Below are 23,895 nucleotides of genomic sequence, written 5' to 3' on the forward strand. Positions count from 1 at the left end.
GGGCCGTTGGTTTCCGGTCACTCCCGCGGAAACTAGGGACGTTTGGCCCTAGGGCGCGGCGGTGGCGCGCCGGAATACTTGGGCGGCTTGTCCGATGCTGTTCTGACGCTGTTCCGTTGCCGCTCCGATCATGAGACCCCATGGAGTCAACCCATGACCACTGAAGCGCCACCCGCCAAAGACCTGGAAGCCCGCCGGCCGTTTCCGGCCCGGCTCGGGCCGAAGGGCAACTTGCTCTACAAGGTCATCACCACGACCGATCACAAGATGATCGGCATCATGTACATGGTCGCCTGCTATATCTTCTTTTTCATTGCCGGCCTGATGGCGTTGCTCATCCGTGGTGAACTCGCCGCGCCGGGCCTGCAATTCCTGTCCAACGAGCAGTACAACCAGTTGTTCACCATGCACGGCACGGCGATGCTGCTGTTCTACGCCACCCCGGTCGTCTTCGGCTTCGCCAACCTGGTGCTGCCGCTGCAGATCGGCGCCCCCGACGTGGCCTTCCCGCGGCTCAACGCGCTGTCGTTCTGGCTGTTCATCTTCGGTGCGCTGATCGCGCTGAGCGGCTTCATCGTCCCGGGCGGCCCGGCCGACTTCGGGTGGACGGCCTACACCCCGCTGTCCAACGCGATCCACAGTCCCGGCCCCGGTGGCGATCTGTGGATCCTGGGTCTGGGTGTCGGTGGCCTGGGCACCATCCTGGGTGGGGTCAACATGCTCACCACCGTGGTGTGCATGCGCGCACCGGGCATGACGATGTTCCGGATGCCGATCTTCACCTGGAACATCATGGTCACCAGCGTGCTGGTGCTGATGATCTTCCCGTTGTTGACCGCCGCGCTGTTCGGCCTGGCCGCCGACCGCCACCTCGGTGCCCACATCTACGACGCGGCCAACGGCGGGGTGATCCTGTTCCAGCATCTGTTCTGGTTCTTCGGACATCCCGAGGTGTACGTGATCGCGCTGCCGTTCTTCGGCATCATCTCCGAGGTGATCCCGGTGTTTGCCCGCAAACCGATTTTCGGTTACACCACGCTGGTTTATGCGACCCTGTCCATCGCGGCCCTGTCGGTGGCGGTGTGGGCCCATCACATGTTCGTCACCGGTGCGGTGCTGCTGCCGTTCTTCTCGTTCATGACGTTTCTGATCGCGGTCCCCACCGGTCTCAAATTCTTCAACTGGATCGGCACCATGTGGCGGGGCCAGTTGACATTCGAGACGCCGATGCTGTTCGCGTTCGGGTTCCTGGTCACCTTCCTGGCCGGCGGCTTGACCGGCGTGATGCTGGCCAGCCCGCCGCTGGACTTCCACGTCAGTGACAGCTACTTCGTGGTGGCGCACTTCCATTACACGCTGTTCGGCACCATCGTCTTCGCCACCTACGCCGGCGTCTACTTCTGGTTCCCGAAGATGACCGGACGTCTGCTCGACGAGCGGCTGGGCAAGCTGCATTTCTGGCTGACGTTCATCGGCTTTCACACCACGTTCCTGGTACAGCACTGGCTGGGCAATGCCGGGATGCCCCGCCGCTACGCGGACTACCTGCCCACCGACGGCTACCAAACGCTGAACGTGGTCTCCACGGTGGGCGCATTCATCCTCGGCATCTCGGTGCTGCCGTTCGCGTGGAACGTATTCAAGAGTTGGCGCTTCGGCGAACCGGTGTTGGTCGACGACCCGTGGGGCCACGGCAATTCACTGGAATGGGCCACCAGCTGCCCGCCGCCGCGGCACAACTTCACCGAGCTGCCCCGAATCCGTTCGGAGCGGCCGGCTTTCGAGCTGCATTACCCGCACATGGTCAAACGCATGCGCGCCGAAGCCCACGTCGGCCGACACGACGAAGTGGCGGAACCAGAGACCGTCGGCGCCGGCTGAGGGCCGCCGCGCGGCCACCGCGCACCACGCCGATGCGAGATCAAGGCGTGACCACTTCGCGCTGCGACAGGTATCCGTGGGTGAGACGATGCTGGCCATGTCGCGTCTGAGGCCGTTCAGCTCGGCGCTGCTGTCATTCGGGCTCGTGCTCGGCGGTCAACTGCCGTCGGCCCGCGCGACTCCCGAGGCCGACACCGGTCAGACCCAAAGCCCGATAACGCCCGCGGCCGCGGCGCAGGAGCAGAACTGGGGCTCGTGTTCCGCCTTCGTCTCCGACACCAGAGACATTCCGACAGCCCGCTGTACGACGGTGTCGGTTCCGGTCGACTACGACCATCCCGGTGCAGCACAAGCCACGCTGGCGATGATCCGGGTTCCCGCGACCGGGCAGCGGATCGGGTCGTTGCTGCTCAACCCTGGCGGGCCCGGGGCGTCCGCGGTCGACATGGTCGCCGGGATGGCGCCCGAACTGAAGGACACCGACATCGCCCGTCACTTCGACTTGGTGGGCTTCGACCCCAGAGGGGTCGGCCACTCGACACCGGCCCTGCGGTGCCGTACCGACGCCGAGTTCGACGCTTACCGGCGCGACCCGATGGTCGATTACAGCCAGGCCGGTGTGGCTCACATCGAGCAGGTGTACCGAGAGCTGGCGCAGCACTGTGCCGACCGGATGGGCCCCGGGTTCCTGGCCAACGTCGGGACCGCGTCGGCGGCGCGTGACATGGACCTGATCCGCCAGGCTCTTGGTGACGACCAGATCAATTACCTCGGCTACAGCTACGGCACCGAGTTGGGCACTGCCTACGTCGAGCGGTTCGGCGCCCACGTCCGGGCGATGGTGCTCGACGGCGCGATCGACCCGACCATCGGCCCCATCGAGGAAAACGTCAAGCAGCTGGCCGGATTTCAGACCGCTTTCAACGACTACGCCGCGGACTGCGCGCGCTCGACGGCCTGCCCGCTGGGCACCGACCCGACGCAGTGGGTCACCCGCTACCACGCGCTGGTCGACCCGCTGGCAGCCAACCCGGGCAAGACCTCGGATCCGCGCGGCCTGAGCTACGCCGACGCCACCACGGGCACCATCAACGCGCTCTACACCCCGCAACATTGGAAGTACCTGACCAGTGGCCTGTTGGGGTTGCAGCGCGGCACCGCCGCCGACGACCTGCTGGCGCTTGCCGACGACTACTACGGCCGCGACCGCGAGGGCCATTACGACAACGACCAGGACGCGTTCAACGCGATTCGCTGTGTCGACGCGCCGGCGCCGACGGATGCCGCGTCCTGGGTGTCGGCCGATCAGCAGTTTCGCCAGGCCGCGCCGTTTCTCAGCTACGGGCAGTTCACCGGCTTCGCGCCGCGCGACCTGTGTGCGCTGTGGCCGGTGCCGGCGACCTCAACACCACACGCCGCCGCACCCGCCAGTCCGGGCAAGGTCGTGGTGGTCTCCACCACCCACGATCCGGCCACCCCGTATCAGGCCGGGGTAGACCTGGCCCGCCAGCTGGGCGCTGCGCTGATCACCTACGACGGGACACAGCACACGGCGGTGTTCGACGGCAACGACTGCGTGGACACCGCGGTGGTGCGCTATTTCCTCGAACTGACGTTGCCGCCGGCGAATCTTCGCTGCGGGTCCTGAGCCGGCTTGGCAACGTGTCTGGCCGGGCATTGGTAACACGGTATTAACAGAGCTTGCATAGTGTTCCCGTTATGGATCGGCAAAAGGAATTCGTCCTGCGCACGCTCGAAGAACGCGACATCCGCTTCGTTCGGCTCTGGTTCACCGACGTGCTCGGCTTCCTCAAGTCGGTCGCCATCGCCCCTGCCGAACTCGAAGGCGCCTTCGAGGAGGGCATCGGCTTCGACGGGTCCTCGATCGAGGGCTTCGCCCGGGTATCGGAATCCGACACCGTGGCCAACCCGGATCCGTCGACGTTCCAGGTGCTGCCGTGGACGACGGGCTCCGGCCACCACCACTCGGCGCGGATCTTCTGCGACATCACGATGCCGGACGGCTCACCGTCGTGGGCTGATCCCCGGCATGTGCTGCGCCGGCAGCTGACCAAGGCCAACGAACTCGGCTTTTCCTGCTACGTGCACCCCGAAATCGAGTTCTTCCTGCTCAAACCCGGTCCCGAAGACGGGTCGGAGCCGGTTCCGATCGACAACGCCGGTTACTTCGACCAGGCGGTGCACGAATCGGCCTCCAAGTTTCGCCGGCACGCGATCGAGGCGCTGGAGTTCATGGGCATCTCGGTGGAGTTCAGTCACCACGAGGGCGCGCCCGGCCAGCAGGAGATCGACCTGCGCTTCGCCGACGCGTTGTCGATGGCCGACAACGTGATGACCTTCCGCTACGTCATCAAAGAAGTCGCGCTGGAAGAGGGAGTGCGTGCGACGTTCATGCCCAAACCGTTCGGGCAGCACCCGGGCTCGGCGATGCATACCCACATGAGCCTGTTCGAGGGCGACGTCAACGCCTTCCACAGCCCCGACGATCCGCTGCAGTTGTCGGACGTCGGCAAGTCGTTCATCGCCGGAATCCTCGAGCACGCCTCCGAGATCAGCGCGGTGACCAACCAATGGGTCAACTCCTACAAGCGGCTCGTGCAGGGCGGTGAGGCGCCGACCGCCGCCTCCTGGGGCGCGGCCAACCGCTCGGCGCTGGTGCGGGTGCCCATGTACACCCCGCACAAGACGTCCTCGCGGCGCGTCGAGGTGCGCAGCCCCGACTCGGCCTGTAACCCCTACCTGACGTTCGCGGTGCTGCTGGCCGCCGGACTGCGCGGGGTGGAAAAGGGCTACGTGCTGGGCCCGCAGGCCGAGGACAACGTCTGGGACCTCACGCCCGAGGAACGCCGCACCATGGGCTACCGGGAGTTGCCGTCCAGTCTGGACAGCGCGCTGCGCGCCATGGAGGCCTCCGAACTGGTCGCGGAGGCCTTGGGGGAGCACGTTTTTGACTTCTTCCTGCGCAACAAGCGCCGCGAATGGGCCACCTACCGCAGCCATGTCACGCCTTACGAACTGCGCACCTACCTGTCGCTGTAACCCGCAGACCTCTTCGATACCCGGTTGAGTGCCCAGCCGGTCGGATCGGCGGCCGGCTTGCGCTACGGTCGAGGTCGTGACGAAGCCTGCGACGCAGCGACCCAAGCTGCCCAGCGTCGGCCGTCTCGGATTGGTCGGCCCCAACGCCGGCGCCCAGCTGGCCAAGCTGGGTTGGACCGACGAAGACGACCAGGCCCACGTCGACCTGCTGTGGTCGTTGTCGCGCGCACCGGACGCCGACGCCGCACTGCGAGCGCTGGTGCGGTTGGCCGAAAACCTCGACACCGGATGGGAAGAGCTGAATACGGCTCTCCTTACCGAACGCAGTCTGCGCGGACGGCTGTTCGCGGTGCTGGGTTCCTCGCTGGCGCTGGGCGACCACATGGTTGCGCACCCGCAGTCCTGGAAGCTGCTGAGGGGCAAGGTCGCGCTGCCATCATGCGACCAGATGCAGCAATCGTTCCTCGCGTGTGTCGAGGAATCCTCGGCTGCGCCGGGCTCGGCGGTACACCGGTTGCGCGCCCTGTACCGGGACCACCTGCTGGTGCTGGCCGCGCTGGACCTGGCCGCGACCGTCGAAGACGAGCCGGTGTTGCCGTTCACCGTGGTGGCTGCCCACTTGGCCGACACCGCCGACGCGGCGCTGGCGTCGGCGCTTCGGGTGGCCGAGAAAACGGTGTGCGGTGCGGCCCCTCCGCCGCGGCTGGCGGTCATCGCGATGGGCAAATGCGGTGCGCGCGAACTGAATTACGTCAGCGACGTCGACGTCATTTTCGTCGGTGAGCGAGCCGACCCGGTCACCACCCGCGTCGCCGGCGAGATGATGCGGGTCGCGTCGTCGGCGTTCTTTCAGGTGGACGCCGGGCTGCGGCCGGAAGGCCGCAGCGGGGAGCTGGTTCGCACGGTCGAATCGCACATCGCCTATTACCAGCGCTGGGCCAAGACCTGGGAGTTCCAGGCGCTGTTGAAGGCCCGCGCGGCGGTCGGCGACGCCGAACTCGGCAAGCGCTATCTGGACGCGCTGCTGCCGATGGTGTGGACCGCCTGCGAGCGTGCGGATTTCGTGGTCGAGGTGCAGGCCATGCGCCGCCGGGTTGAGCATCTGGTGCCGGGCGACATCCGCGGCCGCGAGCTCAAGCTGGGCAGCGGCGGACTGCGGGACGTGGAGTTCGCCGCGCAGCTGCTGCAGCTCGTGCACGGTCGCAGCGACGAGTCACTGCACGTCGCCTCCACCGTGGACGCGTTGTCGGCGTTGGGCGACGGCGGCTACATCGGGCGTGAGGACGCGGCCAACATGATCGCCTCCTACGAGTTCCTGCGGCTACTGGAGCATCGACTGCAGCTGCAGCGGCTCAAGCGTACTCACCTGCTGCCCCCGGCCGACGACGACGAGGCGGTGCGCTGGCTGGCGCGTGCGGCGCACATCCGGCCCGACGGACGACACGATGCCGCAGGGGTGTTGCGCGAGGAGCTCAAGCACCAGAACGTGCGGGTGTCGCGGTTGCACGCCAAGCTCTTCTATCAGCCGCTGCTGGAATCGATCGGCCCGGCCGGGCTGGAGATCGCGGGTCGCGGAATGACGTCCGAAGCCGCCGAGCGGCAGCTGGCGGCATTGGGTTACGAGGGCCCGCAGACCGCGTTGAAGCACATGTCGGCGTTGGTCAACCAGAACGGTCGCCGCGGTCGCGTGCAGTCGGTGCTGTTGCCCAGGCTGCTGGATTGGCTGTCGTATGCCCCGGACCCCGACCGCGGGCTGTTGGCCTACCGGCGGCTCAGCGAGGCGCTGGCCACACAGAGTTGGTACCTGGCCACGCTGCGCGACAAGCCGACCGTGGGCAAGCGGCTGATGCACGTGCTGGGGACGTCGGCCTACGTTCCGGATCTGTTGATGCGAGCGCCCGAGGTGATTAAGAACTACACCGACAGCCCCACCGGGCCCAAGCTGCTCGAGACCGAACCCGCCGCGGTTGCCCGGGCCCTGGTCGCCTCTGCCGGGCGCCACTCCGACCCGGGGCGTGCTATCGCCGCCGCACGCGGCCTGCGCCGCCGGGAGCTGGCCCGCATCGGTTCGGCCGATCTGCTGGGGATGCTCGAGGTCACCGAGGTGTGTCAGGCGCTCACCGCGGTGTGGGTGGCGGTCTTGCAGTCCGCGCTGGAGGCGACCATCCGGGCCAGCCTGCCCGAGAGCGGCCATGCCCCGGCGGCCATAGCCGTCATCGGCATGGGCAGATTGGGCGGCTCGGAACTGGGCTACGGGTCGGATGCCGACGTGATGTTCGTGTGCGAGCCGGCAAGCGGTTTCAGTGACGCGCAAGCCGTCAAGTGGTCGACATCGGTCGCCGAGCAGGTGCGGACGCAGTTGGGGACACCCAGCGTCGACCCGCCGCTGGAGGTCGATGCCAACCTGCGCCCCGAGGGCCGCAGCGGCCCGCTGGTGCGCACCCTGGCCTCGTATGAGGCCTACTACACGCAGTGGGCGCAGCCGTGGGAAATCCAGGCGCTCTTGCGCGCCCACTCGGTGGCCGGCGACGCGGAGTTGGGCCGGCGGTTCCTGCTGATGGCCGACAAGACCCGCTATCCGCCCGACGGCGTGTCGGCCGAGGCGGTGCGCCAGATCCGCCGGATCAAGGCGCGCATCGAGTCCGAGCGCTTGCCCCGCGGGGCCGACCCCAACACCCACACCAAGCTGGGCCGCGGCGGACTCACCGACATCGAGTGGACGGTGCAGCTGCTGCAGCTGCGGCATGCTCACGAGGTGCCGGCCCTGCACAACACGTCGACGCTGGAATCCCTGGACGCGATCGCCGCGGCCGGGCTGGTCCCCGAAGACGAGGTGCACCTGCTGCGGCAGGCCTGGCTGACCGCTACCCGGGCCCGCAACTCGTTGGTGCTGGTTCGCGGAAAGCCCACCGACCAGTTACCCGGGCCGGGACGTCAGCTCAACGCGGTCGCGGTGGCCGCCGGCTGGCACAACGACGACGGTGGCGAGTTCCTGGACAACTATCTGCGGGTGACGCGGCGCGCAAAAGCGGTGGTGCGCAAGGTCTTCGGGAGTTGAGCAGGGGAGGGTGGAGTTGGACGCCGCGTTCGAGGTGTTGAGTGATGCGGAGCACGATCGCGTCACCGCGACGTATGCGCCGTTGGCCGAGGCCGTTCGGGACCTCATCGACGCCACCGTCCGGACCCAGGCCGACGACGACGTCATCGCGCGGGCGCGCACCGCGGTCGAAGCGGTGACGCGGTCGTTGCGCAGTCAGCGGATCCGCCCGTCGGGTATCAGCTACCGGGTCGACGGGCGGCCCGTCCCATTGGGCAACGCCGCTGTGGGCCAGTGCAACCCGATCTCCCCGCCGCTGGTTGTTCACCACGACCCGGATGCCCGGGACGGGCGGTGCTGGAGCGAGTTCGTGCTGGGTGCGGCCTACGAGGGGCCGCCCGGTTTGGCGCACGGGGGCGTGTGCGCCCTGGTGCTGGACCACCTGCTCGGCGAGGCGGCTAGCCAGGGGCTGACCCAGCCGCTGTTCACCGGCACCATCACGGTGAAGTACCTGCGCGGCACGCCGCTGGGACCGCTGCGTTCCGAAGCCTGGATAGACCGCACCGAAGGAGTGAAAGCCTTTGCGCGCGGCTTTATTTCCGACGATGCCGGCGTCACCGTGGAGGCCGAGGGAATCTTCATCAAACCGGCATGGGCACGAGAAGCCGAATGAAGTTCTACATCAGCACCGCCTTCCTGAAAACCGCGGAGATCATCGAGATTGCCAAGGCCGCCGACGATCTGGGCTACGACGGCATCGGTATCCCGGACCACGTCGTCAACCTGGAAACCCTGACCACCCCGTATCCCTACACCAAGGACGGGCAACGACGCTGGCCACCGTTCACCGACTGGCCCGATCCGTGGGTCCTCGTCGGCGCGCTCGCGCCGGTCACGCGACGGCTGAAGTTCGTCACCACGGTCTACATTCCGGCCATGCGAAATCCCTACTCGGCGGCCAAAGCCGTTGGCACCGCAGCCTTTTTGGCTTCCGGCCGGGTGGAGCTGGGCGTGGGGGTCGGCTGGTGCGAAGAGGAGTTCACCCTGATGGGGGAGCAGTTCGCGGTCCGCGGACAGCGCACCGACGAGATGCTCGCGTTGATGCGGGAACTGTGGAAGCCGGGCTGGACGGAATTCGACGGCCGGTTCTACCGAACTCCGCGGCTGGAGATGCAGCCGACGCCCCCGCCGATACCGGTCTATGTCGGCGGGCTCAGCGACATCGCGTTGCGCCGCGCCGCTCGCTACGACGGCTGGATCGGGGACTTGATCAAGACCGACCGCGCGATCGAAGCAGCTGGCCGGCTACGCGAGTTGCGCGTCGAAAACGGCCTGCCCGTTGAGGATTTCACCATTCTGACGCCACTCACCGATGCGTTCACCGCCGCCGATTATCGGCGGGCCGAGGAGGCGGGGATCACCGGGATCCTCACCATGCCGTGGATGTTTTATACCGGGCCGGGTGCCGGTCTGGCCGAAAAGGTGGACGCCATGCGGCGTTTCCGCAAAGATCTGGCGCTGGACGGCTAAGACAGCGCTGCCATCCCGCCTTGCCGCGACACTTGACCAGCTGCGATGACACGCCGAAAACGTGCGCAGTGGCTTATGTTTCGGCGTGCGGCGCGAATACAGACAGCCCGCTTGGCGATCGATGAGGTAATCGCCAAGCGGGCTGCTGTACCCCTGAGTTAAACGTCGCTAAACATCGAAGTAGAGCGCAAACTCGTACGGGTGCGGGCGAATGTTGACCGGCTCGATCTCGTTCTCCCGCTTGAAGCTGATCCACGTTTCGATCAGGTCGGGCGTGAACACGCCGCCTTCGGTGAGGTATTCGTGGTCTTCCTCCAGGCGATCGATCACGTCGGACAGTTGGGTCGGGGTCTGCGGGATACTCGCAGCCTCTTCCGGTGGCAGCTCGTAGAGGTCCTTGTCGACCGGCGCCTGCGGTTCGATCTTGTTCTTGATGCCGTCCAGGCCCGCCATCAGCATGGCCGAGAACGCCAGATATGGGTTGCCCGAGGAGTCGGGGCTCCGGAACTCCAGCCGCTTGGCCTTCGGGTTGCTGCCGGTGATCGGGATTCGCACGCACGCCGACCGGTTGCGTTGGCTGTAGACCAGGTTGATCGGCGCCTCATAGCCGGGAACCAGCCGCTTGTAAGAGTTGACCGTCGGGTTGGTGAAGGCCAGCAGCGACGGCGCATGGTGCAGAAGGCCGCCGATGTAGTGGCGGGCCGTGTCCGACAGACCGGCATACCCGGTCTCGTCGTACATCAGCGGGCTGCCGTCCTTCCACAGCGACTGGTGGGTGTGCATACCCGAGCCGTTGTCGCCGAACAGTGGCTTGGGCATGAACGTCACGGTCTTGCCGGCCTGCCATGCGGTGTTCTTGATGATGTACTTGTACAGCTGCATGTCGTCGGCGGCGTGCAGCAGCGAGTTGAACTGATAGTTGATCTCAGCCTGCCCGCCGCTGCCCACCTCGTGGTGGCCCTTCTCCAGGATGAAGTCGGCGTTGATCAGGTTGGTCAGCATCTTGTCGCGCAGGTCGACGTACTGGTCGTTGGGGGCCACGGGGAAGTACCCGCCCTTGGGGCGGACCTTGTAGCCGCGGTTGGGGCTGCCGTCAGCCTCGGTCGCGTTGCCCGTGTTCCACCAGCCCGAGATCGCGTCCACCTCGTAGAACGCGCCGTTGACGCGGGAGTCGAAGCTGACGGAGTCGAAGATGTAGAACTCGGCCTCGGCGCCGAAGTATGCGGTGTCGGCGATGCCGGTGCTGGCCAGGTAGCTCTCGGCCTTGCGGGCGATGTTGCGCGGGTCGCGCGAGTACGGCTCAAGGGTGAACGGGTCGTGCACGAAGAAGTTGAGGTTGAGCGTCTTGGCCTCGCGGAATGGGTCGATGCGCGCGGTGTCCGGATCGGGCAGCAGGAGCATGTCGGACTCGTGGATGGCCTGGAAGCCGCGAATCGACGAGCCGTCAAAGGCCACGCCGTTCTCGAACAGGCTCTCGTCGAATGCCGAAGCCGGAATCGTGAAATGCTGCATTACTCCGGGGAGGTCGCAGAACCGGACGTCGACGTATTCGACCTTCTCGTCCTTGACAAGTTTGAAGACGTCGTCGGGCGTCTTATCCGTCACAGAGTGCTCCTTTACTAGGTGATTCGCGGCCGACGGTATGGAGGTGTTGTTGCCCGCCAGTCAACCCCGTGTTGCGCAGACGTTACGTGACCATACGCCCGCCAACAGCCCGCGGTTGGTGGCCGGGTCCTATTGTGGGGCCATGGCCCGCAAGATCGTAACCGGTCAGCCGATAGGGTTGTCCGGGCCGTCCTGCGGGCGGCCCAGCGGGATGCGGAGCCAGCCGATCGGACCGGGCCGATGACGGCGGAATCTACCGGATATCCCGGCAAGACGCTCGGTTTTCCGCGGACGGGTCCGGGTTCGCTGGCGCCGATGGGGCGCCGCCTGGCCGCGCTGTGCATCGACTGGCTGGTGGCTTACGGACTGGCACTGCTGGGCCTGGGCGTCGGCGCCTGGTCCCAGACCATGCTGTCGTCGATGGTGCTGGTCATCTGGCTGCTGCTGGGCGTCATTGCGGTGCGCCTCTTCGGGTTCACCCCGGGCCAATTGCTGCTGGGCCTGGTGGTAGTAACGGTGGATGGCCGGCTGCCCGTGGGGGTCGGCCGGTTGGTGGCGCGGGGCCTGTTGATCGCGCTGGTGATCCCACCGCTGTTCACCGACTCTGACGGGCGCGGGTTACACGACCGGCTGACCGGCACCGCGGTGGTGCGGCGCTGACACTTGATGTGCGCGGTTGTTTCTCGTGCGGCTGCGCGCCGCAGGCATCGTCGCGACGCTGAGAGCGCCCAGCTGTTTGCGGTTATTTGCGACGCACGGTGCGCTGGACGCCGCGCATCTTGCCGGCGTTGGGTAACGGTCCCTTCGGCAGGGCGCCGGCACCGGCGCGCGAACTCAGCGCGGCCAGACGCGATTCCAGGGTGTCCATCTGCTTGACGGTGATGTTGGCCGGAAGTTTGGTGAGGTGGCGTTCCAACTTGGCCAGCGGCACCTCGCCGTCGCCGTTGCCGATGACGATGTCGTAGATCGGCACGTCGCCGACCAGGCGAGCGGTGCGTTTCTTCTCTTGGGCCAGCAATGGTTTGACCCGGCCCGCCGATCCTTCGCCGACCAGGATGACACCCGGCCGGCCGATCACCCGATGCACGGCGTCGAAGTGCCCGGTGGTGGCTACGCCCGGGGTGACCCGCCACTTGCCTCGCAGGTTGTCCAGCACCCACGCCGCGGCGCCGGTTTGACCTTCGGCTTGCCGGTAGATGTTGCGCTGGGCGCGGCGGCCGAAGATGATGAACGCCACCAGAGCGCCCAGCAGCACGCCGAAGATGATCAGCGTGATCATGGTCAAGCCGCCGGCCCACACCCCGACCCCCACCGACACACCGACGATCAGCACGAACGCGCCGATCATGTACGGCAGCAGGCGCTTGTCCTCTTTGCGCTGAATGTTGAACGCCTGCCACAGCTGAGCGCGGCGCTGCCGGGCGGCGGCCTTGCGGGCAGCACCTGCCGCGGCTTTGGCGGCCTTGTTCTGCGCGGCGTTTCGGGGTTTTGCCATAGTCCTCAAGAATACGTACGCGGCGGCTAACCGGAGTCCGAGGCTGCCGAGCTGCGGGCCTGCCGGTAGAGCCGGCCCGCCCGGTAGGACGAACGCACCAACGGCCCGGCCAGTACCCCGGCGAAGCCCAGCCCCTCGGCGTAGTGCGCGTACTCGACGAATTCCTCGGGCCTGACCCACCGCTCGACCGGGTGGTGGCGCGCCGACGGTCGCAGATATTGGGTGATGGTGACGATGTCGCAGCCGGCGCCATGCAGATCGGCCAGGGCGGTACGCACCTCGTCGGGGGTTTCACCCAGACCGAGGATGAGGTTGCTCTTGGTGACCAGGCCGGCGTCGCGGGCCGCGGTGAGCACATCCAGACTGCGCCGATAGGTGAACGCGGGCCGGATCCGTTTGAAGATGCGGGGCACCGTTTCGACGTTGTGCGCCAACACCTCCGGGCGGGACGCGAACACCTCCGCAAGCCGGCCGGGTTCGCCGTTGAAGTCGGGGATCAACAGTTCGACGCCGGTGTGCGGATTGAGCTCCTTGATGGCCCGCACGGTTTGCGCATACAGCCAGGCGCCGCCGTCGGGCAGGTCGTCGCGGGCCACTCCGGTGACGGTGGCGTAGCGCAATCCCATGGTGTGCACGCTCTCGGCGACCCGTCGCGGCTCGTCACGATCCAGGGTGGCGGGCTTACCGGTGTCGATCTGGCAGAAGTCGCAGCGGCGGGTGCACTGGTCGCCGCCGATCAGGAAAGTCGCTTCCCGGTCCTCCCAGCATTCGAATATGTTCGGGCAGCCGGCCTCCTCGCAGACGGTGTGCAGGCCCTCGCGCCGGACCAGGCTTTTCAGTTCGGTGTATTCCGGGCCCATGCGGGCCCGGATGCGGATCCACGGCGGTTTGCGCTCGATCGGGGTTTGCGCGTTGCGCACCTCCAGGCGCAGTAGGCGCCGGCCCTCGGGTGCGACAGTCACATCGCTGATGCTACGCGTGCGACGGGATGTTCACGGACGGGCAGGACACCGTCCAGAGCGTCGCACACGGCCTCGGCGACGGCCGATCGGACATCGTCAACGGTTACCGGGCGTCCGAGCTCGGCGGACAGCGACGTCACGCCGGCGTCGGTGATGCCGCACGGCACGATGGCGGTGAACGCCCCTAAATCGCAGTCACAGTTGAGCGCGAACCCGTGCAGGGTCGTCGCACGCGAAACCCGTACTCCGATGGCGGCGACCTTTCGCGCCGGGCGCCCGGCGTCGGCCGCCAGCCACGCCCCCGACCGGCCGTCGACCCGGCCGGCCTCAAGACCCAGGTCGGCGCACACCTTGATCAGCGATTCCTCAAGTCGCCGAACGTAATTGACCACATCGAGCGGTTCGGCCAGCCCGATGATCGGGTAGCCGACCAGCTGTCCGGGGCCGTGCCAGGTGATCTTGCCGCCGCGGTCGGTGTCGACAACGGGGGTGCCGTCCACCGGCCGTTCGCGCGGTTCGGTGCGCCGTCCGGCGGTGTAGACGGCCGGGTGTTCCAGCAGCAGCAGCGTGTCCGGTCCGCCTGCGACCCGGGCAGCAGCAAGGTCTCGCTGCAGCTGCCAGGCGTCGTGGTAGCCGACGATGGCCAGCTGGCGTACTTCGATGTCGGCCCTGCTCGACCGAATGGAACCAGCCACGATGACGAGGCTACTCGTGACCGCCACAGCGGGGTTCGTGGTCGCGCTGAGGCGACGCGCGCGGAACCGCCGTTTTGATGCCGGGAAAAAGCGCTGTGCCGAGATAGTGTGCCTGCAATGAGCTTCATCGAAACCGTTGTCCGCGTGGGCATGGCGATCGACGGCCTGGGCGTCGCGGTGATCATCATCGGCGCTGTGGGCGCCATCGTGCTGTTCCTGTGCCGAGCGCCGCGCAACGCCGCCCAGGCATACCGAGAGTTTCGCGTACAGCTGGGGCGCTCCATCCTGGTCGGCTTGGAGCTTCTGGTGGCCGGTGACATCATCAAGACGATTGCCCTGAAACCCAACGCACAAAGTGTCGCCGCCCTGGCCGGCATCGTTGCGATTCGGACCTTCTTGAGCTTCTCGCTCACTGTGGAGATGACCGGACGGTGGCCCTGGCAGCAGAAAAGCACGACGGACTCCGCGACGCCGGGCGAACTCGCTGCAAAAGCCTAGTTGAGTAGTTCCCAGCCTTGGTTAGTGGTCGTGGGCGATCAGTGGCCTCTTGACTGGGTTGTTGATCGTCCCGTTGTGTCAGATCGCAGCGGCAAGTGCGAGCCGGTGTTGGGCGACGCGGAGGTGGCCGCCGTGCAGTGTGGGCCCGCTATGTCGTTCGAGATTGTGCTGATGCTTGTAGGTGTCGTAGACGGCTTGGGTCTGTGGGCGCATGCCGGCGAGGTTGCTGTAGCGGCGTTGTTTTTCGTCTTTGCGGTCGGGGTGCACCAGCGGCACGCTCAGCTGGTCGGCGCAGTGGCGTTGCAACTTGGTGCTGGGTAGGCCCTTGTCGGTCAGCGCAATCATCTTCTCGCGCAGCGCGTCGAGGTCTCGGGTGTGCGCGAAAGGCTTTGCGGCGACTTCTCGTTCGCTGTTTTTGGGGTCGGCCAGACACCACGCGACGGGCATCGCTTCGGCGGTGGTGATCAGATACAGCTTCACCCCTAGAATCAGCGGCAGTGCGCGGCGCAGTTCCCGTAGTTGGCGAAACCGGCCAGTTCGAAGCGTTTCGCGGTTTCCCGCGGCGCATCGCACACGGCACTGGGGTGCCGTCGATCAGGCGTAGGTCGTCGGCCCAGGACGGGCATTGGGTGGCTAGCTAGGCCAGGTTCAGCGTGGCCTTGCCATCAGCGGTGTCGCCGCCTTGACCCGCTTGTGGTAGCTGGGCTGTTTCGGCAGGTAGGGAAGTAGGTGCCCGAGTCGGCCGTAACACATTTGCAGCCCATGGTGTTCGCTGCGGGCGCCGAGCAACGCCTGGGCCACCGCCAAGCACCACCAGCTCGGCGTCGGTCGATTGCTTCGGCCGTCGCGCGCGCCGGTCGGGGTGCACCACGTGGTCATCGATCGTCACATGCAGGTCGCTCAGGAGGGCATCGAGGTCTGTCTTCACAAGCCGGCACGCCGAGAGTGCAACCACGGCGGCACCGCCCGGCGTGTCGCCGCCGCCAGTGCACGCTCGGCGCAGCCGGTGCACACTCGATGAGCAGTTGGGAATTACTCATCCAGCTAGGCGGTCCAACGGCACAAAAACCTCCGTTACCGCACGACCACGCATTCCTTCGCGTGATTATGAAGCGATGAAGGTCGGATTGCTGGTAGCGCCGATGCACCCGTTCGAGTCGTACCGGGCGATGATCGGCCTCGCCGAGGACGCCAACGCCGACTCCGCGTGGATTCCCGACCATTTGCTCGGTTGCGCGCATCCTGCCCTGTGGCCCGACATGGCGCTGGCGTCGCTGTCGCCTGATGCCGACGCCTGGTATGACCCGTTCGCCTGTATCGCGGTGATCGGCCGGGAATCGAATCTGTCGATGGGGGTGTGTGTCACCGACCCGATCCGCCGCCGGGCAGCCGATGTCGCACGCACAACGCTGACCTTACATCAGTTGTGCCGCAATGGATTCAGCTTAGGCGTGGGTGCCGGAGAGGCCGAGAACCTGGTTCCGTTCGGCTACGACTTCTCGGCCCCGGTGACAGAACTGGAAGCGTTTTTGAAAGAGCTACGAGCGTTGCTCGATTACGGCATGACGGCGGCCGGGTCATGCGGCCGGATCGGTCTGCCGTTGCGGCGCGACGGCCTGGGTCCACCGAAGGTGTGGGTGGCCGGGCATGGTCCACGCATGTTGCGGCTGACCGGCGAGTACGGCGACGGATGGGTTCCGGCGTGGCCGATGAGCCCGTCGAGCTATGGCGACAGACGCGACGTCGTCGCCAAATACGCCGCTCGGGCCGGACGTGCGATGCCGGAGTGTGCGTTGCACGTCGCGGTGATCGTCGGTGAATCCCGCGACCATGTCGCCGAACTCATGGAACGCGATCCCCTGGGCAAACTCGGTGCATTGATGTGCTCCGCTGAGCTGTGGAGCAAGCATGGACTGAGCCATCCGGCCGGTGACCGATGCCGCGGCCTGGTGGACCTGATCTATCACGACCTCGATCCGGAACTGCTTCGTGAGATTGCGCCGACCATCCCGTTCGAGCTCGTCGAGGAGTTCATGTTCGTCGGGAATGCCGCCGAGATCGCCGGCAGGATCAGTGGCTACGTGGACAACGGCCTGGAACATGTCATCGTGGGCAATGCCACCGGGACCGTCGGCGGGATCGAAGAGATCAACGCCAACTCCGGACAATTGCTGACCTTGGTGGCCGCTCTTCGTGAGCTGTAGCCACCCGGCCCGGCGCCGCGGCTACTGCCCGCCGGACAGCACCTTATGGCAGTCGACCGAGCGCATCTCCATCACCAGCGCCAAGTTCTGGTGTGGGTCGACCGGCGCGTCGATGATGTGCACTCCGCCGGCCGCTACGGCCTCGTCGAGTATCGCGCGGAACTTGGCGGGGTCGTCGAGCCGATGGCCGGTGGCTCCGTAGCTGCGGGCGTACGTGACGAAATCCGGGTTGGCGAAATCCACGCCGAACCTCTGGTAACCGTCGACCATCTGTTTCATCGCGATCATGGCCAGGCTGCTGTCGTTGAACACCACGACAATCAGATCGAGCCCGAGGCGGACGGCCGTTTCCAGATCCTGGCCGTTCATGGCGAAACCGCCGTCGCCGGTGAGCACCACCACCTTGCGCTCGGGATGAACGAGTTTGGCGGCAATCGCGGCCGGCAGGCTGATCCCCATCGATCCCAGCGCGTGATCGATCAGCATAGTGTTGGGTTGGCGGGCGTTGAAGTTCCGCGTGGCCCACAGCATGTGGATGCCGTTGTCGAGCGAGAGGATGTCCTCATCGGCCATGAACTCGCGCAGGGTGGCGATCAGGTATCCCTGTTTGGCGGGGAACGAGGTGTCGCCGGCGGAGCGGTTGATGCTGTCCTGCATGGCTTTTCCGAGACTGCGGAAGCCGTCGTGATCCCACTCCGGATTCCGGTCGAGCTGCGCGGTCAGCCGCCGCAGCGCATCGGCCATGTCGCCGACCACCTGTGTTTGCGGGAAATACGAGTTGTCGCCTTGGGCGGCAAAGGGGTTGAGGTGGATAACGGTGCGCCCGTCATCGGGTGCCATGAACATGGTCGGCTTCTCCATCACGTCATGACCGATGTTGAGCACTACGTCGGCGGACTGGATGGCGCAGTTCGGATAGTCGCCGGGCATGATCGAACAACCCAGGTAGTTCGGGTCGTCCTCGTTGGCGACGCCCTTGCCCATCATCGTTGCCACGAACGGGATCTGGGTCTTGGCAATCAGTTCCCGTACCGCCGCCGCCACGGCGGGCCGGTTGGCGCGGGTGCCGCCGCCCACCATGATCAGCGGCCGGCTCGCGTCCTGGATCAGCGCGGCCGCGGCCGCGATGCTGTCCTCGGTGGCCACCGGAATGTCGCCGTGCCGGCACGGGACCAGTGGGCCCAGCTCGGTCTCCCGGGCCACATCGTCGGGCAGTTCCAGGTGCGCGGGCCCCTGACGCCCGCCCAACGCCGACATCATCGCCTGCCGCAGCAGGGAGCCGGCCATGTGCCCGGATGGGATCTTGGCTGCGAACTTGGTGATGGGACGCATCACGTTGACCACGTCGACAAGCTGGTATTGCCCCATGCGGTTGTCCCGCTCCGCCTTTTGGCCGGTGATGACCAGCATCGGCATGGCCGCCAGATAGGCGTGGGCGACCGGGGTGGTCAGGTTCATCGCCCCGGCGCCCAGCGTCGACATGGCAACGGCGAGCCTGCCGGTCAGGCGGCCGTAGGCCGCGGCCGCGAAACCCGCGGCCTGTTCGTGGCGGAACAGGACGAACTTGATCCGCCCATCCTTGTGCAGCGCCTCCATGAAATGCAGGTTCTCATCGCCGGGAATACCGAACACGTACTCGACGCCTTCGGCCGCGAGTGCCTCGACGATCTGCTCGCTGGTATTCGACGGCATCAGAGCTCACCGCTGCCGTGGCTGAGCACCGCCTGCGGATCTTCGGATTTCAGGCCCGCTTTCATCTGGTCCATCTTCTGCATCACCTGGCGCGCCTTGGTCAGGATCGCTTCGGCCTCGGCGCCGGGGATGACTACGGCCGTCGACCCCTTGGCGAAGACCACATCGCCGGGCACCACCGTGACTCCTCCGACCGCCACCGGAACATCGGCCAGATAGGGCTGAATCTCATTGCCGCCGGCGCGCACCGTTTCGCCGCGGCAGTACGTCGCGAAGTTGTAGGTGCGCAGTTCCTCGAAGTCGCGCAGCATGCCGTCGGCGAGAATGCCTGCCATGCCCAGGTTTTCAACGCGGCTGAGCTTAGTGCCGCCGCCGAGCGAGGTCTGCTGGTATCCGTTCGACGCCATCACCAGGACGGCACCCTTGGCCTCATGCGCGGCGGCGGCGCGGTAGATGGCCGGTCCGAGGCTGTGCTTCTGCGGGTCCATCAGGTCCTTGCGCACCGGCAGAAAGGAGATGGTCACCGCCGGGCCGACAAGGACGCGATCGGGATCGGGGCTGCGCAGTTCGATGATGTGCGCACGGTGTTGATGCGTCATCATCATCGCGTCGACGACGTCGGCGACGCCGAGACCAGCGACCAGTTCCTTGAGTTGCATGACCACAATCCCTTCTGTTAGCGCTCATTGTCGGTCTCACGAGGCAGCAAGCGAAGTAACAGGCTCACCATCGGGATCATCCGTGCCATCGCGTTCGGCACCAGGCTTTCCAGTGAAACCCTGATGGGCGTGGCGGTTTCGGCGTCCGGCAGGCCGGTGTTCCCCAGCGCGCCGCTGACTGCATGCTCGCGACGTCTGCCGTCGGCGATCACCGCATCGATCGCGGCCAGCAGCGAGCCGTTGTCGTGCAGCGGTTGCAGGGTCGGTGTAGTAGAGCACCAACATGCCCGGCCAATGAGCAAGGTTTCGGGGCAGGCTGACCTGCAGGTCTCGCGCCCGGCTGCGGGCTCCGATCAGATTCACGATGCGCACCATTTCGGCGACGTGCGGCGGCATCTCGTCCAGGTTCATCAACAGCGCACATGCGGCCGGCGGTGGCCGGTGGGGTGGCTGCTGAATCCACGGGCACGCTGGCGGCGTCAGGCCGTGCAGCCGGGCCCGGACGGCGCAGAACCCCACCAGGTTGAGTGGATTGCCGGTGTCATGCCCGGAAAGTGTTGTGCGGATGCCATTTTGGTTATCGGCTCCGAGTCCGACCGAGCGCAGCGCGGCAACGCTGAGTTGCGGTACCGGCGGCAACTCTTGTCCCTGACGCAGCGCGTCGGCTTCCCGGTACACCGCGCCGTTGGCGTAGCGGGGTTTCATCGTCTCCCAGGTCCAGCGCAACGCATCGGGGATGGGGGCGAGATTATGCCAGATCAAGTTGACGAAAGTCATTCCGAGCGTTTGCCGTATGTCGGCATAGAGGTCCGCGATTTCCCCGGTGGCCGCGGCCTGGCTGATACTGGGAACCGGATCTCCGGACGACCGCATGACGCTGGCTTTCAGGCTGAATCCGCTGCCGGTTCAGTCTGGCATGTTCTCGCGCATATGCTTGATCGCGAGTTTCATGGCCGCTTCCTTGACTTTGTTGCGTGCCATCATCTTTGCGTTGCGTTCGGCGATGTTGACGGTGTAGGGGTTCTCCCGCAACAGCTTTGCCGCAAAGAGCAGGTTGAGCGCGGTCAGCTCGGCGTTGCGGCGCACGTACGGGGACAACTCGCCGCCGGCTTCGATGTAGCTGGCCCCGGGTCCGGCGTCACCGACCCAGTACACGTCGGTATTGGGTGGGACCGTCGCGCCGAAGTGCAAGAGGTTGGCGAAGGTGTTGGCCACACAGTCATGGCTGCCGTCCTCGTTGCCGGTGACCACGATGCCCGCCACCGACCCGTAGAGCGGGAACTGTCCGGTCCGTTCGCACATCACCGTCTTGGTGGTGCCGTCGAGCCGTTCGATCACCCGCTGCATCACCGACGACCGCACTCCCATCCAGATCGGCATTGCGGGCACGATGATGTTGCAGCGCTTGACCTTTTCCAGGATCGCCGGCCACTCATCCCCGTCGCCCTCATCGTTCATCACCCCGGGCTTGACGTTGTAGTCGACGACCCGGACGATCTCGGTTTCGATGTCGGGTTCGTGAGCCCGTAGACGCTCGATCAGCAGATTGCACAGCGCCTCGGTATTCGATACTTCCGGCGCATTTTTCAAGGTGCAGTTCAGAAAGAGCGCGTAAAGCGGCCCTTCCTTTTTCAGGTCGTGGAATACCGACGTCGCCACGCGCTTCTCCATTTGTTAGCCGCTGGTGGAATTTGGATGAGACCGCAAGCGAAGATTACACGAATGGGCGCGTATCGGAAGTGGATACGCCGGACAAAATGCAGCTGACTGCTAAGCGTGGTCGCGCCGCGCGGTGGCGTAGCGCAGCGCTTCGCCAATGGTGTTGTGGTGGAACTGAAAACCGGTTTGTTCCAGCGCAGCCGGGATGGCGCGCTGACCGCTGAGCAGGACTTCGTCGGCGAACTCGCCGAGCGCGGCGCGTAGTGCGAACCCGGGCAGCATCAACGGGGTCGGGCGGTTCAGCGCCCGGCCGAGCGCGGTGGTGAACTCGGCGTTGGTCACCGGCGCCGGCCCGGTCATGTTCACCGGCCCGGACAAGTCGGGGTTGGAGATGGCGAACTGCAGCGCCCGCACCTCGTCCTCGAGGCTGATCCACGACATGTACTGACGGCCGCTGCCCAGCCGCGCCCCCAGGCCCACCGAGAATGCCGGCCGCATCGGGCGCAGCGCGCCCCCGGCCGGAGCCAGCACCAGCCCGGTGCGGGCCAGCACCACACGGGTGCCGGCGTACTGGGCCGGCAGCGTGGCGGCTTCCCAATCCACACACAGCTGGGCCAGGAAACCCATTCCGGATGAGTCATTTTCGTCGACGACGCGGTCCCGGGTGTCTCCGTAGTAACCCACCGCGCTGGCGTTGACCAGGGTGCCGACACCGGCGTCGGCGACGGCGGCGGACAGCACCTCGGTGGGCGTGATCCGGCTGTCGCGCAGGCTCTGTTTGAAGGCCCCAGACCAGCGGCGCCGGCCGATGTTGACGCCGCACAGGTTGACCACGGCGTCGACGCCGGTGAGTACATCGGGATCGAACTCGCCGCTGTCGGGATTCCAGTGCAACTCTTCGGAACTCGCCGGTGTCCGGCGCACGATGCGAAGCACCGTATGGTCGGCGGCGCGAAGCGCGGCGGCCAAAGCCGAGCCGATCAGGCCGGACGAACCCGCTATCGCAACAACCGTCTCGGGCACTGTTTCATCTAGCCTTTCTCGGCCTTTCGTGACAGCCCATCAAAGACCCAGGTCTGCTTCGAACGCTCCCTCTTCGAGGCGGTGCTTGATGGTGCTGAGGAAACGTCCCGCATCCGCGCCGTCGATGAGGCGATGGTCGTAGGTCAGCGGCAGATAGCACACGGAGCGCACGCCGATCGATTCGTTGCCGAAGGAGTCGACGATCACCCTGGGCCGTTTGACGATCGCTCCGGTACCCAACATGGCTGCCTGCGGCGGCACCAATATCGGGGTGTCGAACAAGGCGCCCTGGCTGCCGATGTTGGTGATGGTGAATGTGCCGCCGGACAACTCGTCGGGCTTCAAGTTGCCCGACCGCGCGCGGGTGGCGATGTCGGCAATCGCGCGGGCCAGCCCAGCCAGTGACAAGTCGCCGGCGTTGTGGATGACGGGGGAGAGCAAGCCCTGCTCGGTGTCGACGGCGAACCCGATGTGCTCGGCGTCGTAGTAGGTGATCTCCTTTGTCTGCTCGTTGTAGCTGGCGTTGATGTTGGGATGGATCTTGAGGGCGTCGATGACCGCTCGGGCGAAGAACGGCAGGAAGGTCAGATTCACCCCCTCCCGTTCGGCGAACGCCGCCTTGGCCCTAGCCCGCAGCGCCACGATCTTTGTCATGTCGACTTCGTGGGTCTGGGTGAGCTGCGCAGTTGCCTGCAAGGACTCGCGGGTCTTGTTGGCGGTGAGCTGGCGGATCCGGCTGGCCTTCTGCGTGGTGCCCCGCAGATGCGCCAATGCGGGGGCCGGGGCGGACGGGGCGGCGGCTGTGGCAGCCGGCGCAGGGGCTGCAGCCGGCGGCTGCCCGGCTGGTTTCTTCTGTTCTGCCGCGGCCAGTACGTCCTGCTTGCGGATCCGGCCGCCGACGCCGGTGCCGGTCACCTCGGCGAGGTCGATGTTGTGCTGTGAGGCCAGCTTTCGCACCAGCGGCGTGACGTACGGGGTGCCTTCGGCTGCGCCTTGGGCCGCGGGCTGAGATGGTGGTGCTTCGGCCTTCGGCGCGGGCGCGGTGGCGGGTTCGGGCTTGGGTTCGGGAGCCGGCTTGGCGGCGGGCTCGGGTTTGGGTTCGGGCTTGGCTTCCGGCTTGGGTGCCGCCTCCGCCTCGGGTGCGGGTGCCGGCTTGGGAGCGGTCGGCGCGCCGGCCTGGGAGCCGGTGCCGATCCGCGCCAACTCACCGCCGACGGCCACGACGTCGTCCTCGTCGGCGGTGATGCTGACCAGGACGCCGGCCACCGGTGACGGGATCTCGGTGTCGACCTTGTCGGTGGAGACCTCCACCAGCGGGTCGTCGACTCCGACCGAATCCCCGACCTTCTTCAGCCAGCGAGTCACGGTGCCCTCGGTGACCGATTCGCCGAGTTCGGGCATCAGCACCGGTGTGGTGTCGCCGCCGGAAGCCGACGGCTCCGCCGGTTCGGATTTCGGTTCGGATGCCGCCTGGGGTTGCGGCGCGGGCTCCGGTTCGGGTTGGGCCTGGGGGGCCGGCGCGCCTTTATCGGGACCCGCGGCTTCGGGTTCTGGTTGGGAGGGCTTCTGGTCGCCGCCGGTTTCCGACGCATCGCCGATGATGGCCAATTCGCCGCCGACCTCGACCGTGTCGTCCTCCTGGGCGATGATCCTGGTCAGCACGCCCGCGGCCGGCGAAGGGATTTCGGTGTCGACCTTGTCGGTCGACACCTCGACGAGGGGCTCGTCGATCTCGACCGTGTCGCCTTCCTGCTTGAGCCAACGGGTGACGGTTCCCTCGGTGACGCTCTCACCGAGTGCCGGCATCTGGACTGAGAAGGCCATCTCTGTTGACTCCTCGTTCGGTCGTCGGTCGGCGCGAACCGACCTCTGGCTTACCACACAGTCGTGCACCG

General features: G+C 66.4%; 18 protein-coding genes and 2 pseudogenes. 9 read left to right on the plus strand and 11 right to left on the minus strand.

The window, feature by feature from the left end; all coding sequences use genetic code 11:
- The first annotated feature begins 153 nt into the window (after nucleotides 1–153).
- The 6 genes from ctaD (at nucleotide 154) to AWC07_RS15755 (ending at nucleotide 9,508) form a co-directional block, all read left to right on the plus strand.
- Nucleotides 154–1,881 (plus strand): aa3-type cytochrome oxidase subunit I, encoded by a 1,728-nt coding sequence (gene ctaD, locus AWC07_RS15730; protein ID WP_036418074.1) that lies wholly within the window; start codon nucleotides 154–156, stop codon nucleotides 1,879–1,881.
- A gap of 88 nt (nucleotides 1,882–1,969) precedes the next feature.
- On the plus strand, nucleotides 1,970–3,529 hold the full coding sequence (locus AWC07_RS15735) for an alpha/beta hydrolase (protein WP_139829725.1): 1,560 nt from the start codon (nucleotides 1,970–1,972) through the stop codon (nucleotides 3,527–3,529).
- Nucleotides 3,530–3,600: 71 nt separating this feature from the next.
- Complete coding sequence (glnA, locus tag AWC07_RS15740; protein WP_036418998.1) at nucleotides 3,601–4,941, plus strand: type I glutamate--ammonia ligase; 1,341 nt, start codon at nucleotides 3,601–3,603, stop codon at nucleotides 4,939–4,941.
- A gap of 28 nt (nucleotides 4,942–4,969) precedes the next feature.
- Nucleotides 4,970–7,999, plus strand: a complete 3,030-nt coding sequence (locus AWC07_RS15745; protein WP_051508247.1) for a bifunctional [glutamine synthetase] adenylyltransferase/[glutamine synthetase]-adenylyl-L-tyrosine phosphorylase — start codon at nucleotides 4,970–4,972, stop codon at nucleotides 7,997–7,999.
- A gap of 16 nt (nucleotides 8,000–8,015) precedes the next feature.
- On the plus strand, nucleotides 8,016–8,651 hold the full coding sequence (locus AWC07_RS15750; RefSeq protein ID WP_036419010.1) for a PaaI family thioesterase: 636 nt from the start codon (nucleotides 8,016–8,018) through the stop codon (nucleotides 8,649–8,651).
- On the plus strand, nucleotides 8,648–9,508 hold the full coding sequence (locus AWC07_RS15755) for a TIGR03619 family F420-dependent LLM class oxidoreductase (RefSeq protein WP_036419005.1): 861 nt from the start codon (nucleotides 8,648–8,650) through the stop codon (nucleotides 9,506–9,508). Before AWC07_RS15750 ends, AWC07_RS15755 begins: the two co-directional genes overlap by 4 nt.
- A gap of 168 nt (nucleotides 9,509–9,676) precedes the next feature.
- Here AWC07_RS15755 and glnA (AWC07_RS15760) read toward each other — a convergent pair whose 3' ends face one another.
- Nucleotides 9,677–11,113 (minus strand): type I glutamate--ammonia ligase, encoded by a 1,437-nt coding sequence (gene glnA, locus AWC07_RS15760; protein ID WP_075512445.1) that lies wholly within the window; start codon nucleotides 11,111–11,113, stop codon nucleotides 9,677–9,679.
- 240 nt (nucleotides 11,114–11,353) lie between these two features.
- Between glnA (AWC07_RS15760) and AWC07_RS15765 the strand changes: the two genes are divergently transcribed.
- Nucleotides 11,354–11,773 (plus strand): RDD family protein, encoded by a 420-nt coding sequence (locus AWC07_RS15765; protein WP_036410287.1) that lies wholly within the window; start codon nucleotides 11,354–11,356, stop codon nucleotides 11,771–11,773.
- A gap of 82 nt (nucleotides 11,774–11,855) precedes the next feature.
- On the opposite strand, the gene AWC07_RS15770 is transcribed toward AWC07_RS15765, so the two are convergent.
- The 3 genes and pseudogenes from AWC07_RS15770 to lipB form a co-directional block, all read right to left on the minus strand.
- The gene (locus tag AWC07_RS15770; protein ID WP_036410289.1) at nucleotides 11,856–12,608 is read right to left on the minus strand and encodes a DUF4191 domain-containing protein; all 753 of its coding nucleotides are present in this window, start codon (nucleotides 12,606–12,608) and stop codon (nucleotides 11,856–11,858) included.
- 26 nt (nucleotides 12,609–12,634) lie between these two features.
- Nucleotides 12,635–13,570 (minus strand): lipoyl synthase, encoded by a 936-nt coding sequence (lipA, locus tag AWC07_RS15775; RefSeq protein WP_036410291.1) that lies wholly within the window; start codon nucleotides 13,568–13,570, stop codon nucleotides 12,635–12,637.
- A 10-nt stretch (nucleotides 13,571–13,580) separates the two neighbouring features.
- Nucleotides 13,581–14,265, minus strand: a pseudogene (gene lipB, locus AWC07_RS15780) (lipoyl(octanoyl) transferase LipB).
- A gap of 117 nt (nucleotides 14,266–14,382) precedes the next feature.
- Here lipB and AWC07_RS15785 point away from each other — a divergent pair.
- On the plus strand, nucleotides 14,383–14,763 hold the full coding sequence (locus AWC07_RS15785; RefSeq protein WP_036410294.1) for a DUF1622 domain-containing protein: 381 nt from the start codon (nucleotides 14,383–14,385) through the stop codon (nucleotides 14,761–14,763).
- 78 nt (nucleotides 14,764–14,841) lie between these two features.
- Here the strand turns inward: AWC07_RS15785 and AWC07_RS29840 are convergent.
- Nucleotides 14,842–15,691, minus strand: a pseudogene (locus AWC07_RS29840) (IS982 family transposase).
- A gap of 187 nt (nucleotides 15,692–15,878) precedes the next feature.
- Between AWC07_RS29840 and AWC07_RS15795 the strand changes: the two are divergent.
- Entirely contained in the window at nucleotides 15,879–16,967 is a 1,089-nt protein-coding gene (locus tag AWC07_RS15795; RefSeq protein WP_036410296.1) for an LLM class flavin-dependent oxidoreductase, read from the plus strand.
- 21 nt (nucleotides 16,968–16,988) lie between these two features.
- Here AWC07_RS15795 and AWC07_RS15800 read toward each other — a convergent pair whose 3' ends face one another.
- From AWC07_RS15800 to sucB, 6 genes are all read right to left on the minus strand, one after another.
- Complete coding sequence (locus AWC07_RS15800; protein WP_036410298.1) at nucleotides 16,989–18,659, minus strand: acetolactate synthase large subunit; 1,671 nt, start codon at nucleotides 18,657–18,659, stop codon at nucleotides 16,989–16,991.
- Nucleotides 18,659–19,318: an RraA family protein gene (locus AWC07_RS15805; protein ID WP_036410304.1), complete on the minus strand. Its 660-nt coding sequence runs from the start codon at nucleotides 19,316–19,318 to the stop codon at nucleotides 18,659–18,661. The genes AWC07_RS15800 and AWC07_RS15805 overlap by 1 nt, the downstream gene beginning before the upstream one ends.
- Nucleotides 19,319–19,354: 36 nt before the next feature.
- A complete protein-coding gene (locus AWC07_RS15810) occupies nucleotides 19,355–20,191 on the minus strand; it encodes a hypothetical protein (protein WP_244187605.1) in 837 nt (278 codons plus the stop codon).
- A gap of 33 nt (nucleotides 20,192–20,224) precedes the next feature.
- Entirely contained in the window at nucleotides 20,225–20,977 is a 753-nt protein-coding gene (locus AWC07_RS15815; protein WP_085105141.1) for a flavodoxin family protein, read from the minus strand.
- 111 nt (nucleotides 20,978–21,088) lie between these two features.
- Entirely contained in the window at nucleotides 21,089–22,000 is a 912-nt protein-coding gene (locus tag AWC07_RS15820) for a TIGR01777 family oxidoreductase (RefSeq protein ID WP_036409628.1), read from the minus strand.
- Nucleotides 22,001–22,039: 39 nt separating this feature from the next.
- Nucleotides 22,040–23,824: a 2-oxoglutarate dehydrogenase, E2 component, dihydrolipoamide succinyltransferase gene (gene sucB, locus AWC07_RS15825; protein ID WP_036409633.1), complete on the minus strand. Its 1,785-nt coding sequence runs from the start codon at nucleotides 23,822–23,824 to the stop codon at nucleotides 22,040–22,042.
- Nucleotides 23,825–23,895 lie beyond the last annotated feature (71 nt).

Source organism: Mycobacterium gastri (genome assembly GCF_002102175.1).
Taxonomy (GTDB): domain Bacteria; phylum Actinomycetota; class Actinomycetes; order Mycobacteriales; family Mycobacteriaceae; genus Mycobacterium; species Mycobacterium gastri.

Coding starts and splice junctions, on each gene's coding strand:
- ctaD (WP_036418074.1), top strand. CDS start 154: ATGACCACTGAAGCGCCACCCGCCAAAGACCTGGAAGCCCGCCGGCCG.
- AWC07_RS15735 (WP_139829725.1), top strand. CDS start 1,970: ATGCTGGCCATGTCGCGTCTGAGGCCGTTCAGCTCGGCGCTGCTGTCA.
- glnA (WP_036418998.1), top strand. CDS start 3,601: ATGGATCGGCAAAAGGAATTCGTCCTGCGCACGCTCGAAGAACGCGAC.
- AWC07_RS15755 (WP_036419005.1), top strand. CDS start 8,648: ATGAAGTTCTACATCAGCACCGCCTTCCTGAAAACCGCGGAGATCATC.
- AWC07_RS15765 (WP_036410287.1), top strand. CDS start 11,354: ATGACGGCGGAATCTACCGGATATCCCGGCAAGACGCTCGGTTTTCCG.
- AWC07_RS15770 (WP_036410289.1), bottom strand. CDS start 12,608: ATGGCAAAACCCCGAAACGCCGCGCAGAACAAGGCCGCCAAAGCCGCG.
- AWC07_RS15785 (WP_036410294.1), top strand. CDS start 14,383: ATGAGCTTCATCGAAACCGTTGTCCGCGTGGGCATGGCGATCGACGGC.
- AWC07_RS15795 (WP_036410296.1), top strand. CDS start 15,879: ATGAAGGTCGGATTGCTGGTAGCGCCGATGCACCCGTTCGAGTCGTAC.
- AWC07_RS15800 (WP_036410298.1), bottom strand. CDS start 18,659: ATGCCGTCGAATACCAGCGAGCAGATCGTCGAGGCACTCGCGGCCGAA.
- AWC07_RS15805 (WP_036410304.1), bottom strand. CDS start 19,318: ATGCAACTCAAGGAACTGGTCGCTGGTCTCGGCGTCGCCGACGTCGTC.
- AWC07_RS15810 (WP_244187605.1), bottom strand. CDS start 20,191: ATGCGGTCGTCCGGAGATCCGGTTCCCAGTATCAGCCAGGCCGCGGCC.
- sucB (WP_036409633.1), bottom strand. CDS start 23,824: ATGGCCTTCTCAGTCCAGATGCCGGCACTCGGTGAGAGCGTCACCGAG.